The 14,806-nt window shown below is 69.3% G+C and carries 13 protein-coding genes; 7 read left to right on the top strand and 6 right to left on the bottom strand.

From position 1 onward, the window contains the following. Nucleotides 1-6: 6 nt before the first annotated feature. Both JFB92_RS19205 and JFB92_RS19200 read left to right on the top strand, forming a co-directional pair. Nucleotides 7-432, top strand: coding sequence for a hypothetical protein (locus tag JFB92_RS19205; RefSeq protein WP_199042564.1), 426 nt, complete (start codon nt 7-9; stop codon nt 430-432). 615 nt (nt 433-1,047) lie between these two features. Further along, the gene (locus JFB92_RS19200; RefSeq protein WP_199042563.1) at nt 1,048-1,740 is read left to right on the top strand and encodes a hypothetical protein; all 693 of its coding nucleotides are present in this window, start codon (nt 1,048-1,050) and stop codon (nt 1,738-1,740) included. A 20-nt stretch (nt 1,741-1,760) separates the two neighbouring features. Here the strand turns inward: JFB92_RS19200 and JFB92_RS19195 are convergent, their stop codons facing one another. The 4 genes from JFB92_RS19195 to JFB92_RS19180 form a co-directional block, all read right to left on the bottom strand. After that, complete coding sequence (locus tag JFB92_RS19195; protein WP_199042561.1) at nt 1,761-2,390, bottom strand: M23 family metallopeptidase; 630 nt, start codon at nt 2,388-2,390, stop codon at nt 1,761-1,763. Between the two features lie 240 nt (nt 2,391-2,630). Further along, nucleotides 2,631-4,337: a 2-isopropylmalate synthase gene (gene leuA / locus JFB92_RS19190; protein WP_233163524.1), complete on the bottom strand. Its 1,707-nt coding sequence runs from the start codon at nt 4,335-4,337 to the stop codon at nt 2,631-2,633. Between the two features lie 168 nt (nt 4,338-4,505). Next, the gene (locus JFB92_RS19185; protein ID WP_199042559.1) at nt 4,506-5,096 is read right to left on the bottom strand and encodes a nitroreductase family protein; all 591 of its coding nucleotides are present in this window, start codon (nt 5,094-5,096) and stop codon (nt 4,506-4,508) included. Between the two features lie 113 nt (nt 5,097-5,209). Next, on the bottom strand, nt 5,210-5,959 hold the full coding sequence (locus tag JFB92_RS19180; protein WP_199042557.1) for a hypothetical protein: 750 nt from the start codon (nt 5,957-5,959) through the stop codon (nt 5,210-5,212). Nucleotides 5,960-6,155: 196 nt separating this feature from the next. On the opposite strand from JFB92_RS19180, the gene JFB92_RS19175 reads away from it, so the two are divergent. Then, complete coding sequence (locus JFB92_RS19175; RefSeq protein WP_199042555.1) at nt 6,156-7,421, top strand: aspartate kinase; 1,266 nt, start codon at nt 6,156-6,158, stop codon at nt 7,419-7,421. Nucleotides 7,422-7,423: 2 nt separating this feature from the next. Continuing rightward, complete coding sequence (locus tag JFB92_RS19170; RefSeq protein ID WP_199042553.1) at nt 7,424-8,491, top strand: aspartate-semialdehyde dehydrogenase; 1,068 nt, start codon at nt 7,424-7,426, stop codon at nt 8,489-8,491. Between the two features lie 62 nt (nt 8,492-8,553). Here the strand turns inward: JFB92_RS19170 and JFB92_RS19165 are convergent, their stop codons facing one another. Then, nucleotides 8,554-9,339 carry a DUF2705 family protein gene (locus JFB92_RS19165; RefSeq protein ID WP_199042551.1) on the bottom strand — a complete coding sequence of 262 codons (786 nt, stop codon included), beginning with the start codon at nt 9,337-9,339 and terminating at the stop codon, nt 8,554-8,556. Further along, the gene (locus JFB92_RS19160; RefSeq protein ID WP_307789218.1) at nt 9,332-10,222 is read right to left on the bottom strand and encodes an ATP-binding cassette domain-containing protein; all 891 of its coding nucleotides are present in this window, start codon (nt 10,220-10,222) and stop codon (nt 9,332-9,334) included. Before JFB92_RS19160 ends, JFB92_RS19165 begins: the two co-directional genes overlap by 8 nt. Nucleotides 10,223-10,570: 348 nt before the next feature. On the opposite strand from JFB92_RS19160, the gene JFB92_RS19155 reads away from it, so the two are divergent. From JFB92_RS19155 to rlmB, 3 genes are all read left to right on the top strand, one after another. Next, the gene (locus tag JFB92_RS19155) at nt 10,571-12,280 is read left to right on the top strand and encodes a choice-of-anchor I family protein (RefSeq protein WP_233163529.1); all 1,710 of its coding nucleotides are present in this window, start codon (nt 10,571-10,573) and stop codon (nt 12,278-12,280) included. 63 nt (nt 12,281-12,343) lie between these two features. Next, a complete protein-coding gene (gene cysS, locus JFB92_RS19150; RefSeq protein ID WP_199042541.1) occupies nt 12,344-13,741 on the top strand; it encodes a cysteine--tRNA ligase in 1,398 nt (465 codons plus the stop codon). A 27-nt stretch (nt 13,742-13,768) separates the two neighbouring features. Further along, nucleotides 13,769-14,776 (top strand): 23S rRNA (guanosine(2251)-2'-O)-methyltransferase RlmB, encoded by a 1,008-nt coding sequence (gene rlmB / locus JFB92_RS19145; protein WP_199042540.1) that lies wholly within the window; start codon nt 13,769-13,771, stop codon nt 14,774-14,776. The last annotated feature ends 30 nt before the right edge of the window (nt 14,777-14,806 follow it).

Here is a 14,806-nt window from a genome sequence, read left to right as displayed (position 1 = left end):
CGCAGTGTGACCGAAGAAGCCGGACGGGACGCTGCGCGGCCGAGCACCGCGGCGGCGCTGGCCGCCTCGGTCGGCGTCTCGGTGGCGCAGGCGTTGACGATCGTGTTGGTGTTCATGCTGTTCCTGGCCGCCTCGACCAGTGAGGCATCGAATTCCGACGACCCCTGGGCCGGGTTCGGGACCGTTTTCATCGGCTTGTTCGCGGCCCCGACGGTCGCGGTGGTCGTCGGAGTGATCGTCGCCTGGAAGCTGCGCCTTCGCGTCTTCGGCTGGTACGCCTTGGCACCGGCGGCCGCGTTCGCGGCGATGTTCGGCTTCGGCGTCGGCGGCGTGGACGGGTCCTTGGTGACCGCCGTTCTGGCGGGAGTCACCTGGAATCTCGTCGTCGCCGCCCTCGCCGGCAGGAAGAGGACTACCGTCGATGATAGTTAGCGGCCGGGGCCTGCCCGTGCCCCAGGCGGTGTACTCGCGGTGGACCGCCTGGAGGGGCCGGGTCGTCGGACCGGTGACGAGCCGACGCCGATACCGGCGGTCTCGCGGACCGGCTCCACCGCCGAGTCGATCCCGACGCTCGGTCCCGAGGACTTCCTCCGGGCCTGGTCGTGACGGAGCCGCCGGGATCGCGCTCGGACCCCGGTTCGGGCGAGCCGCCTGGCAGGAATATCGACGGCCCGCCCAGCCGAGCCGGCCGCGCCCCGGAAATCGAGGACCGACCGCATCGGTTCACCCGATCGTGGCGATCAAGGAACCTTCGGCACTATGGCACAAGCACTCGCCACCCGGCGTCGCCGACACGCAGGGGATTCGCCTTAAGTCCTTACGCGTCCGGCCGGTCCGGGTTACGAGGATCTCAGGGCCCCGACTACAATCGTCGCTCGCGGAGCCGACACGTTCGCTCGGAGCGTGCCCGGCCCGAAGCCGCCGACACCGCGCCGACCGCGACCGGTGCGGACTTTCGCGGCACCGCTCCGTGAGCGCCGCCCGCCTAACATCGGGACCTATCACGCTGCGCCGCAGCAACCCCGAGACTCCCCTCCAGGAGGCCCGATGCCCGCCGACTTCTGGCCGAACGCCTGGTTCGCGCTCGGGGTCACCCTCGTGGCGATGGTCCCGGCCGCGATCGTGATCGCGATCGACGCCGCCGGACTCCGCAAACCGTCCCGGTCCGTCGTCAAGCCTCGGGGGCGGCTGCGCCGGGCCTGGCGCGTCTTCTCCGTGGCGTTCGGCTGGGCCGTCCTCTCCGGGTGGGCCGCCTACTTCGTCGGCTTGGTCGGGTTCACCGCGTTCTCGGGCCCCGAAGGCGAACCGGTCCACATCGGCGAGATCGCCGAGGTCGATGAGTGCTCGCGCAACGGCGTGGCCCTCTGGCTGTCGTACCGGTGCGACTTCTGGGTGGAGGTCCCGACGCTCCCGGAAGGCGAGATCGACCGATTCCGGACCATCACCACCTCGGCGATCGCGCTCGAACCCGGCGACCCGGCGGGCCTGTGGCCTGACGAAGAAACCGCCGACGGGCGGATGCTCTGGGACGTCCATCCGATGTCCCAGACCGAGCGCCCGTATCTGGCGCCGGGACGGAATACGGCGATGATCACGACGGCGGCACTCGCGGTGCTGGTCATGGTCGTCTGGTCCCGACTCCGCCCGGTGCCGCTCGGCGAAGGCAAGAGCTTCCTGGACGACTGGGGCTCGGGAGGAGGCGGCGACACCGGAGGAGGGGACGGCGGCGGAGGCGACTGACGACCGCTCAAGCCGGGCTCTCAGGGCAGCGGCGCGCCGCGTTCCTCCATGAAGAAGATCGGATCGACCGCACTGTTGGAATTCGGCGGCACGACATCGTTCCCCACCTGCGTCTCGAAATGCAAGTGCGGCTCAGAGGAATTGCCGCTGGAACCGACGTGACCCAGCAGTTGCCCGGTGACCACCGCGTCTCCCACCTCCACCTCCGGCCGAGTCTCCATATGGCAATAGAGCGTGGCGAAGACCCCGGCATGCAGGACCTTGACGTACCAGCCGCAGCCGCCCACCTCCGGCGACCCGTCCACATCGCAGCTGTACGGCTCCCCGTCCAGGGAGGCGTTGCACTCGGCGACGATCACCACCCCGGCCGAGGCCGCGTAGATCTCGGCGCCGCGCGGTGCCGCCATATCGACGCCGTGGTGGCTGGGACGCTCCTCGCTGCGAAACTGGGAGGTAACCGGGGCGTCTATCGGCCGGGTCCACTCCGCGTCCGGCGGGCAGACGGTGTCGTCACAGGTGACTCCGCCGAACGCGCCGGAGATCGAGCTGATCAGCGCACGCGGCCCGAACCCGGGGATGACTGCCGTCGCCGCGATCAGGCCCGCCGCGAGCACGCCGACACCGAGGAGCACAAGCCGAGACTTCTTCATCCGGCAATTCTATGCGGGGCCCCGTATGGTCGATCGCTCCATCGACGTCGGAGTTCATTCATTGTGGACGATATCCGGGGTATCGAGAAGGCGAACCCCTCCGGACCGGGCCGGACTTCAAGTGCGCCGACCGGCTCGGCCCCGGCATCCTCACCGACGCCGCAACATCGCCCGAAGGCGGCCCTGACGCCAGAACGGGCCCGCGGCACTCGCCGCGGGCCCCAGTTCACTCGACAGAGTTCAGGCGCGGTTGCAGGCGCTGGCCACCGCTCGCATCGTCGCCAGGACGATGTTCGGGTGGACGCCCGCGCCCCATACGGTCCGGCCGCCGATTACGCACTCCACATAGGAGGCGGCTTGGGCGTTCTGTCCGGCCGACAGGGCGTGCTCGGCGTAGTCCAGGACCTCGACCTCGACGCCCACCTGCGACAGCGCGTCGGTGAAGGCCGACAGCGGGCCGTTGCCGGCACCGGAGATCTTCTGCTCCACCCCGTCCAGGACGATCTTCACGTCCAGGGTGAGCGTCTCGTCGGTGTAGGTCGTGTCGTGGTCCTCGACGACCAGGCGCCGCCGCGGCTGGTACTCCGGGTGGTACTCGCGGCGGAAGAGCTCGTGGATCTGCGCGCTCGAGACCTCCTTGCCGGAGGCGTCGGTGTGCCTCTGGATCGCCTGGCTGAACTCGACCTGCATGCGCCGCGGCAGGTCGAAGCCGTACTCGCTCTGCATCACGTACGCGACCCCGCCCTTGCCGGACTGGGAGTTCACGCGGATGACCGCCTCGTAGTTGCGGCCGACGTCCTTGGGGTCGATCGGCAGGTACGGCACCGCCCAGTCGAACTCGTCGACCTCGGCGCCGGCGGCCTCGGCGTCCTTCTCCAGGTGCGCGAAGCCCTTCTTGATGGCGTCCTGGTGGGAGCCGGAGAACGCCGTGTAGACCAGGTCCCCGGCGTAGGGGTGCCGCTCGTGGACCGGCAGCTGGTTGCAGTACTCGACCGCGCGCTTGATCTCGTCGATGTTCGAGAAGTCGATCCTCGGGTCGACGCCCTGGCTGAACAGGTTCATGCCGAGGGTCACCAGGCACACGTTCCCGGTGCGCTCGCCGTTGCCGAACAGGCAGCCCTCGACCCGGTCGGCCCCGGCCTGCACGGCCAGCTCGGTGGCGGCGACGCCGGTGCCGCGGTCGTTGTGCGGGTGGACCGACAGGACGATGCTCTGGCGGTTCGGCAGGCGGCGGTGCATCCACTCGATCGAGTCGGCGTACACGTTCGGGGTGGCCATCTCCACCGTCGCGGGCAGGTTGAAGATCAGCGGCCAGTCCGGGGTCGGCCGGATGATCTCGGCGACCTTCGAGCACACCTCCAGGGCGTACTCCAGCTCGGTGCCGGTGTAGGACTCGGGGGAGTACTCGTAGCGGATCGCCGTGTCGGGGGTGATGGCCTCGGCGTACTTCAGGCACAGCCGCGCGCCCTGCGTGGCGATGTCGGTGATGCCGTCCTTGTCCAGGCCGAACACGACGCGCCGCTGGAGGGTCGAGGTCGAGTTGTAGAAGTGCACGATCGCCTGCCGCGCGCCGCGCAGGCTCTCGAAGGTCCGCTCGATCAGGTGCTCGCGGCACTGGGTGAGGACCTGGATGGTGACGTCCTCGGGGATCATGTCCTGCTCGATGATCTCCCGCACGAAGTCGAAGTCGGTCTGGGAGGCCGAGGGGAAGCCCACCTCGATCTCCTTGTAACCCATGTCGACCAGCAGCTGGAACATCTTCTTCTTGCGTTCGGGCGTCATCGGGTCGATCAGGGCCTGGTTCCCGTCGCGCAGGTCGACCGCGCACCAGGTCGGCGCGGTGCCGATGACCCGGTCCGGCCAGGTGCGGTCGGGAAGGTCGACGGTGAACTGGGAGAAGTACGGCTGGTAGCGCTTGGCGCGCTGGCTGAAGGCCTGAATGGTCAACGGTTGCTCCTGTGAAACGGCGGTGGTCGCTTGCCAGCCGGCATGACGGAACCCGCGGCGAGGGAGCCGACCTAGTTGGCCCCGCCGCGGCAGCTAAGGAGCATCGAATACCGCATGACTGCCGCCGAGCCTACACCCGGCGGCAACCAGTCGGGAAGCGGTGTCCGGCTATTGGGACGCGGCACCGCCTATGAGCAGGTCTTCCAGTGGCAGGCGCCGCCGCTCGCGGCGGTCGGGCCCGGCCAGGTCCTCCGGCAGCGCCGCCGGGTCGCCCGGGACGCCGATCGCGGCCACGGAGGTCGGTTTGAACTCCGGCGGGAGGCCGAACTCCCCGGCGAGGGCCTCGTCGTCGAAGCCGCCCATCTGCCGGATCGTCAGTCCCTCGGCCATGGCCTGGAAGGTGAGGTGGGCCATGGACTGGCCCAGGTCGTAGGCCGCTCGCTTGAGCGGGCCCTTGGAGTCGGTCTCGGTGCGGACGGCCACCAGCAGCAGCGAGGCGTGCTGGGCCCACTCGGCGTTGCCCGAGTTCAGGCAGTCGAGGATCCGCTTGAAGTCCGGGGTGTCCCGCTTGGCGACGATGAACCGCCACGGCTGGGTGTTGCCCTCGCTGGGCGACCAGCGGGCCGCCTCCAGCAGTGCCGTGATCTGCGCGTCGTCGAGGTCCGTCCCGGGCTCGAGGGCGCGGGTGGATTGGCGGCTAGCCAGCAGCGGGTGGATCGGCACGGACGTCTCGGCGTGCCGGTCGGTCGATGGATACATGCGCTATCACCTAAGTGGTGTGGTCAGCAGGCCCATGTCTCGGGGCCCTGGCAGTTTGCCAACCTTCATGGTGCCACGACCGGGCCGGTTTCTGGGCTCTCCTGTCGCCTTCCTTACTCAGAGTCACCCGAATCGGGCGATGCGCTCGGTGTGGACGATTGCGAGGCCGACGGCGACGGTGTCTCCGGTTCGGGCGCCTTGCGACCCAGCGGCTCAGACTCGGCGATCTCGCCGGGCAGCTCGACCGTCTCCACCGCCGCGTCCGGTTCCCCTTCGAGTTCGAGGTTCCCGACCTGCGAATTCGAGACGCCCAGGAGCGTGCCGTCGCCGTCCAGGCACCACTGTCCGGGAGGCATCGGGGCGTCCATGACCACCCGGTTCGGCGTCAGCGTGAAGCAGTCGCCGTCCTTGGAGACCACGAACGGCAGCTGGCGGTCCAGCAGCTGCGGGAGCCATTCGACGAACGGGAGCTGCACCTTCGGGTCGTACTCGCCAGGGATCTCGCCGGTGATCCCGGCGAGCTTGACGCAGCGCTCCTCGGCGCACTGGAAGAATCCCCCGGTCGTCCACGCCACCGACACGTCCACCTCACCGCCGTGGGCCCAACCCGGCACGTCGACCCGCCAGGTGCCGTCCTCGGCGGCCCAGACGGTGACCGTCCCGCCCTCGCTCCAGGCGTACTCGGCGGTGAACGAGGCGTCCAGGGCCTTGGAGGCGCGGCCGATCATCACCGCCTGGGCCGACTCCCGGCTCGGGGGAGGATCGGCCTCGTCGACGACGCTCGCGGTGCCGCATCCGGACAGGGCCGTGATAATGGCCACTGTGATGCTCGTCTTGCGTTTGAGGTAGTTCTGCCGTGCCACAGACCGATTCTGGGTCTCATCGAGCACTATGACCTGGCGCCACGCCGGTACTCACGGCTAAGGTAAGGTCGCTGCCCTTGTGGCGAGGCGTGCGGACCACGAGTCCGCGCTCTTGGCGAAGCTTGCGAGCCATGGATCGGCACAGCCCGGGGGCGGCACGACAGCACCCGAGAAGAAAAGACATGAGGTGAATCCCGTGGCGCTTGTCGTGCAGAAGTACGGCGGATCTTCGGTCGAGAATCCAGAGCGTGTCAAGCGCGTGGCCGAGCGAATAGTCGCCACCCGAAAGCGGGGAGACGACGTGGTCGTCGTGGTCTCCGCGATGGGCGACACCACCGATGACCTGCTGGACATGGCCGCCAAGGTCTCACCGGTGCCCGAACCCCGCGAACTCGACATGCTCCTCACCGCCGGCGAGCGCATCTCCATGGCGCTGCTGGCGATGGCCATCAACGACCTGGGCCTCCAGGCCCGGTCCTTCACCGGCTCGCAGGCCGGGATGCTGACCACGGCCGTTCATGGCGAGGCCCGCATCATCGACGTCACGCCCGGCCGCATCCGCTCCTCGCTCGACGAGGGCTACATCACGATCGTGGCCGGTTTCCAAGGCGTCAGCCAGGACACCAAGGACATCACGACGCTCGGCCGCGGCGGCTCGGACACCACCGCGGTCGCGCTGGCCGCGGCGCTGGAGGCCGACGTCTGCGAGATCTACTCCGACGTCGACGGCGTCTACTCGGCCGACCCCAGGATCGTCCCCGACGCCAAGAGGCTCGACCGCATCACCTTCGAGGAGATGCTCGAGATGGCCGCATCGGGTTCCAAGATCCTGCACCCGCGCAGCGTGGAGTACGCCCGCCGCTACGGCATCCCGCTGCATGTCCGCTCGTCGTACTCGAACAAGACCGGCACCATCGTGTCGGGTTACATGGAGGAGCTGCCCGTGGAGCAAGCACTCATCAGCGGCGTCGCGCACGACGACTCCGAAGCCAAGATCACCGTCACCAGCGTGCCCGACAAGCCGGGCTCGGCCGCGAGGATCTTCAAGGTGATCGCCGACGCCGAGATCGACATCGACATGATCGTCCAGAACGTGTCGACCGCCGGCAACGGCCACACCGACATCTCCTTCACCCTGCCCAAGGACTCCGGTCCCAAGGCCACCGAGGCGCTCAAGAAGCACCAGGGCGAGGTCGGGTTCTCCAAGCTCATCTACGACGAGAACATCGGCAAGATCTCCCTGGTCGGCGCCGGGATGCGCTCGCACCCGGGCGTGACGTCGAACTTCTGCCAGGCCCTGGCCGACGCCGGGGTCAACATCGAGATCATCTCCACTTCCGAGATCCGCATCTCGGTGGTCTGCCGCGACACCGAACTCGACGACGCGGTCCGGGCCGTCCACGACCGGTTCGAACTCGGCGGCGACGAAGAGGCCGTCGTCTACGCGGGAACGGGGCGATGAGCATGAGCCGCAAACTGAACGTGGCCATCGTCGGCGCTACCGGCGTCGTCGGGTCCATCATGCGCCGCCTGCTCGCCGACGAGCGGGACAAGTGGGGCGAGATCCGCCTGGTCGCCTCCCCGCGCTCGGCCGGGAAGGTCCTCACCGTCGGGGACGAGGAGATCACCGTCCAGGCCATCGGCCCGGACGTCTTCGACGGCGTCGACATCGCCCACTTCGACCTGCCCGACGAGGTCAGCGCCGAATGGGTGCCGATCGCCGCCGCCGCGGGCGCGGTCGTGATCGACAAGTCCGCGTACTTCCGCATGGACCCCGAGGTCCCGCTGGTGTGCCGCGAGGCGAACCCGGAGGCCGCGAGCGAGCGGCCCAAGGGCATCATCGCCAACGCCAACTGCACCACGCTGGCGCTCATCCCCACCCTGGCCGCGCTCGACAAGGCGTTCGGCCTGGTCTCGATGTCGGTGGCCTCTTACCAGGCCGCGTCCGGCTCCGGCAAGGAGGGCCTGGAGGCCCTGTACGCGCAGATCGACAAGACCGCCTCGGTCGAGCGCATCGGCACCGAGCCCGACGACGTGCGCGCCGTCCTCGGCACCGAGTACGACTCGCCGTTCGGGGCGCCGCTGGCGCTCAACGTCGTCCCCAAGGTCGGCGGCTGGCGCGACGGGGGCTGGACCTCCGAGGAGCTCAAGGTCCGCAACGAGTCGCGCAAGATCCTCGGCCTGCCCGACCTCAAGGTCGCCTCGACCTGCGTGCGCGTCCCGGTGGCGGTGGGCCACTCCCAGGCCGTCCACGCCACGTTCTCCAGCGAGGTCACCGTGGCCGAGGCCCACCGCGTCCTGGCCGAAGCCGAGGGCGTCGACCTGGTCGACGACCCCGACAACATGGTCTTCCCGATGCCGATCGACTCGGTCGGCAAACCGGGCACCCAGGTCGGGCGCGTGCGCCAGTCGATCGACTTCCCGAACTCCCTGGAGTTCTTCGTAGTCGGCGACAACCTCATGAAGGGCGCCGCCCTCAACTCGATCGAGACGGCCGAACTGATCCGGCTGGAACTCGAAGCGAAGCAGTAGCGGCATCACGCCGAGGCGGCCCGGAGCGATGCGCTCCGGGCCGCTGTTTCCTGGTGGTCGGCTCAGGCGTCGCGCTTCTTGAACAGGGTCCAGGCCGAGGCGAGGATCAGGGCCGCGAAGGTCCCGAACACCACTCCCGAGCCCAAGCGTCCGAAGAAGTCGTAGTCCGGCGCGCCCGGCCCCATGTCGAGCCCACCGATCGACATCATCAGCATCCCGGCCGTGAACGGCAGGAACTTGACCACCGGCACCAGCCAGTCCAGCGCCGGAATGATCGACAGTCCCGAGATCACGTTCTCGATGATCAGCGGCATCAGGAAGATGACCACCAGCGCCGAGGGCACACCGCGGAACAGCAGGCCCAGGCCCAGGCCGATCAGCATGTAGATCAGCGTGTAGACCGGGTAACCGATCAGCGAAGAACGCAGCGGGTCGTCGAGCAGGCTGGGCACCTCGCCCCAGAACGCGAGGAGGACAGCGGCGTTGAGCGCCATCGACGCGAGCGTGACGACGAGCGTGACCGTCGAGACGACCAGGACCTTCGCCAGGATCAGGCGCGAGCGCTGCGGCAGCGCGGTCAGGGTCGGCTGGATCGTGCCGTGCCGGTACTCGTGGCCGGTCGCGAAGATGCCGATCACAGCCATGAACACGGCCAGGAACGGGATGCCGAACGAGGCCCCGCCGTTGATGCCGACCGCGGTCATCTCGGCGTTCAGCGGCTCGTCGGAGCCGGCGAAGCCGAAGATCACCGGGATCGCGGCGGCGGCCAGCAGTCCCGAGCCGATCAGCCAGTAGGTCGAACGCAGCGTTCGCAGCCGCGTCCACTCGTATCTGAGTGCATCAAGCATTCTGGGCACCTCCGGTCGCGGGCTTGACCGGCTCCTGGGCCACGAACTGCTCGGACTCACCGGTCGCGGACATGAACGCGTCCTCGAGCGAGGCGCTGCGCTCGGACAGCTGGTGCAGCTCGACCTGCTCGGAGAAGGCCAGGCTCCCGACCTCGTCGATCTTCATGTCGGAGACCACGAGCGCGCCGTCGTCCTCGACCGACACGGTCGCGCCCTCGCGTTCCAAGCGGGCCTTGAACTCGATCGCCGACGGGGATCGGACGACCACGGTCGTCTGGGTGAACTCGCGCACGAAGGTGTCGACGTCGCCGTTGAAGAGCATGTTGCCCTTGCCGATGACGACCAGCTCGTCGGCCATCAGCTGCATCTCCGAGAGCAGGTGGCTGGAGACGAAGATGGTCCGGCCCTCGGCGGCCAGGTTCTTGAGCAGGTCCCGCATCCAGTGGATGCCGTGCGGGTCGAGCCCGTTGGTCGGCTCGTCCAGCAGCAGGATCCGCGGGTCGCCCAGCAGGGCCTGGGCCAGGCCGAGGCGCTGGGCCATGCCCAGGGAGTAGCCCTTGGGCTTCTTGCGCCTGACCTGGCCGAGCCCGACCAGTTCCATGACCTCGTCGACGCGGGCGTCGTCGATGCCGTTGGCCGAGGCGAGCATCTTCAGGTGGTTCCGGGCGGAGCGGGTGGGGTGGAACGGCTTGGCTTCCAGCAGCGTGCCGACCTGGTTCATCGGCCGGCGGATCGAGGTGAACCGCTCGCCGTCGAACCGGGTCTCGCCGCCGCCGGCGTCGAGGCCGAGCATCAGCCGCATCGTGGTGGACTTCCCGGAGCCGTTCGGCCCCAGGAATCCGGTGACCACGCCGGGCCGGACCTCGAACGACAGATGGTCCACCGCAACGGTATTTCTGTACCTCTTGTACAGATCTTTCGCGGTTATCATCGGGCTCCCTTTCCTTTGCGGACGGTATCGCCGCGCACGGTTCAAGCCTAGGTAGGCGGCGTCGGAAATGCGTCCCCGAGCGGTTCGATCTCTCGTTCCTCCTCAGGTAGGAGCCGCCCGCGCCGGTAGTACCGCGGTACGACCGCCGGGCCGTATCGCGACGGGGAGTTCACGACCCGTTCACCGCTCGCTCCACGGCGCTTCCCCTTCCGAGGCTGGACTGGGCCCGTCCGTCCCCTCCCCGAAAGAGGTTGCGCCCCCGTGTTCAAGCGATCGTTCATACCCGCTCTGGCCGTCGGAATGGCGGCGCTGACCGTGCCCTCGGCAGTCGGAGCCCAGGAGACCGAACCCCCCATCGAACTGGAGCCGCTCGGCACCTACGGCACCGGCGTCTTCGACGAGTCGGCCTCCGAGATCACCGCCCACGACCCGGCCACGCAGCGGCTGTTCGTCGTCAACGCCCACCTCGGAGCGGTCGACGTGCTCGACGTGGCCGACCCGGCCGAGCCCGAGCTGCTCGACCGGTTCAGCGCCGACGACGCCCTCGGCGTCTCCGGCACCGAGATCAACTCGGTCGACGTCCACGACGGGATCGTGGCCGCCGCCGTCGAGGCCCCGGTCAAGACCGACCCCGGCTGGGTCGTCTTCTTCGACGCCGACGGCGAACTCCTCTCCAGCGCCCAAGTCGGCGCCCAGCCCGACAGCCTCCACTACACCCCCGGCGGCACCTACGTCATGACCGCCGACGAGGGCGAACCGGCCGACGACTACTCGATCGACCCGGCCGGGACCGTCTCCATCGTCGAGACCGCGACCGGCGAGGTCCGCACCGCCGACTTCACCCGCTGGGACACCGAGGAACTGCCCGAAGGCGTCCGCGTCTTCGGCCCCGAGGAGGACCTGGCCGAACCCGACGCGGTCTCGCGCAACCTCGAACCCGAGTTCGTGGTCGCCGCCGACGAGCACACCGCCTACGTCTCCCTCCAGGAGAACAACGCGTTCGCCTCCCTCGACCTCGACACCGCCGAGATCACCGAGCTCCACCCCTTCGGCTTCAAGGACCACCTGCTCGAGGGCAACGAGCTCGACGCGTCCAACAAGGACGACGCCGTCAACATCACCGACTGGCCGGTCTACGGCATCTACCAGCCCGACGGGATCGACCTCTACCAGGACGGCGACGAGACCTACATCGTCACCGCCAACGAGGGCGACAGCCGCGACTGGGACGGCTACTCCGAGGAGACCCGCGTCGCCGACCTCGAACTGTGCGCCGACGCCCCCCGCTTCGCCGACTACGACATCGACGAGCTCCAGGCCGAGGAGAACCTCGGACGCCTCCACGTCACCACCGCCGACGGCCTGAGCGAGGACGGGTCCTGCTACGAGGAGCTGTACTCCTTCGGCGGCCGCTCCTTCTCGATCTGGAGCACCGACGGCGACCTGGTCTTCGACTCCGGCTCCGAGTTCGAGCACATCCTCGCCGAGACCGACCCCGACCACTTCAACGCCAACAACGACGACAACGACCCCGACAAGCGCTCCGACGACAAGGGCCCCGAGCCCGAGGACGTCGCCATCGGAACCATCGGCGAGCGCACCTACGCGTTCATCGGCCTCGAGCGGGTCGGCGGCGTCATGGTCTACGACATCACCGACCCGGCCGAGGCGACCTACGTCACCTATGTGACCAACCGCGACTTCAGCGCCGAACCCGGCCCGGACTCGGGCGGCGACCTCGGCCCCGAGGGCCTGCTGTTCATCGGCGCCGACGACTCCCCGACCGGTCGGCCCGCGCTCGCGGTCGCCAACGAGGTCTCCGGGACCACCACGCTGTTCGACATCACCGGTGAAGCGGTCGGCGACGGTGGAAACGGCGACGGGGACGGGGACGGCGACCAGGCCCTCCCCGAGACCGGCACCGGCGCCACCGGGCTCCTGGTCGGCACCGCCGCCGCGGCCGTCCTCGTCGGAGGAGCCGTCATCCTGATGCGCAGGCGCCGCGCCTGACCTGCCGCGCGACACGAACACACGGCCCGGGGGCGAAAGCCCCCGGGCCGTTAGAATTGCTCCGTGAGCCTGCGACTGTACGACACCGGAACCCGAACCGTCCGCGACTTCCAGCCCCGGAAGGCCGGGGAGGTCGGCGTGTACCTGTGCGGCCTCACCGTCCAGGGCCCGCCCCACATCGGCCACCTGCGCTCCGGGGTCTCCTACGACCTGCTCGTCCGCTGGCTGCGCCGCTCGGGCTACCACGTCACCTACGTCCGCAACGTCACCGACATCGACGACAAGATCCTCGTCCGCGGCGCCGAGCAGGGCCGCCCCTGGTGGGCCATCGCCTACGAGAACGAGCGGAAACTCGCCGAGGGCTACGCCGCGCTGGGCGTCCAGGCCCCCACCTACGAACCGCGCGCCACCGGCCACATCACCCAGATGATCGACCTGATCCAGGCGCTCATCGCGGGCGGCCACGCCTACGCCACCGAAAGCGGCGACGTCTGGTTCTCGGTGGCCTCCTGGCCCGAATACGGCCGCCTCTCCGGCCGCAGGCCCGAGGACATGCTCTCCAGCCCCGACACCGGCGACAAGCGCGACTCCCGCGACTTCGGCCTCTGGAAGGCCCGCAAGCCCGGCGAACCGGCCGACGCCACCTGGACCTCCCCGTGGGGTCCCGGCCGCCCCGGCTGGCACATCGAATGCTCCGCGATGGCCCGCCGCTACCTCGGCGACGCCTTCGACATCCACGGCGGCGGCACCGACATCATGTTCCCCCACCACGAGAACGAACTCGCCCAGTCCCGCGGCGCCGGACTCGACTTCGCCGAGTACTGGGTGCACAACGGCATGCTCAACCTCTCGGGCACCAAGATGAGCAAGTCCCTGGGCAACACCCTGTCGGTGAACGCGCTCGGCGAGAAGGGCTTCAGCGCCGCGGCCATCCGCTACTACCTCTCCAGCGTCCACTACCGCTCGGCCGTCGACTTCTCCGAGGACGCCCTCGGCGAGGCGCAGACCGCCTGGGAGCGGCTGTCGAACTTCGTGCACCGCGCCGCCGAGCAGCTCGGCCTCGAAGCCACCATCGGCGGCATGGCCTGCTCCGACTTCGTGAACGCCATGGACGACGACCTCAACACACCCGCCGCCGTCGCCGCGATCCACGACATGGCCCGCGAAGGCAACACCGCCCTCGACTCCGGCGACGACACCGCCGCCGCGGGCATCGCCGGCGGCGTCCGAGCTATGCTCGACCAGCTCGGCCTCGACCCGCTCGACCCGCACTGGGACGACCCGGGCGACGCCAAGCTGACCGGCGTGGTCGACGCCCTCGTCTCGATCGCGCTCGAACAGCGGAACGAGGCCCGCGGCCGCAAGGACTACGCGGCCGCCGACCGCATCCGCGACGAGCTGGCCCGCGCCGGCGTGACCGTCAAAGACACCCCTCGCGGGCCCGTCTGGACCGTCGAATAGCGGCCGACCTTCCGAGTAGGGGAAACTTTGAGCAGCAGCAAGGGGCGCGGCAACCCGAACCGCCGCAAAACGTCCAAGCCCGGACCGTCCAAGGGCACCGGCGGCCAGAAGAAGGGCCTGTCGGGCAAGGGACGCACCCTCCGCGCCGACGAACGCCCCTGGCACAAGGCCTACACCGGCGAGGACAAGCCCCGCAAGACCCAGTGGAAGCAGTCCAAGGAGCGCGCCAAGGCCGCCGAGGAGGGCCGCAGCACCAACATCGGCCGCCCCAAGGCCCGCCGCGACCGCCGCGACGACGAACCCGAGCTCATCCTCGGCCGCAACCCCGTCCTGGAGGCCCTGCGCGCCAAGGTCCCGGCCACGGCCCTCTACGTCGCCTACGGCACCGACCTCGACGACCGCGTCGCCGAATCGGTCCGCATCGCCCAGAACCGCGACCTGCCGGTCAAGGAGATGGCCCGCCGCGACCTCGACCGGCGCACCGCCGGTGCCCTCCACCAGGGCATCGGCCTCGAAATCGAACCGTACGAGTACGCCCGGCTCGACGACCTCCTCGAGACCGCCGAGACCTCCGGGGACACGCCGCTCCTGGTCGCCCTCGACGGCGTCACCGACCCGCGCAACCTCGGCGCGATCATCCGCTCCACGGCCGCCTTCGGCGGCCACGGCCTCATCATCCCCTCCCGCCGCGCCGCCAGCGTCACCGCCGTCGCCTGGCGCACCAGCGCCGGAGCCGCCGCCCGCCTCCCGGTCGCCAAGATCGTCAACCTCGTGCAGACCATCAAGACCTGCCAGGAAGCCGGATACATGACCGTCGCCCTCGACGCCTCGGGCGAGGCCGACGTGTTCGACCTGCCGGTCGCGTCCGACCCGCTGCTGCTCGTCGTCGGCGACGAAGGCAAGGGCGTCTCCCGCCTGGTCTCGCAGCACTGCGACTACCGCGTCGGCATCCCGATCGCCTCCGAGGTCGAGTCGCTCAACGCCTCGGTCGCCGCCTCGGTCGCCCTCGCCGAGGTCCGCCGTCAGCGACAGTAGACCCCGCCCCATAATCTGAGGTCCACCGCC

The sequence above is a fragment of the Glycomyces salinus genome, assembly GCF_016428645.1.
GTDB classification, from domain to species: domain Bacteria; phylum Actinomycetota; class Actinomycetes; order Mycobacteriales; family Micromonosporaceae; genus Glycomyces; species Glycomyces salinus.
Note: the sequence above shows the minus strand (reverse complement) of the source record. Positions and strands in the feature narration are given on the sequence as shown.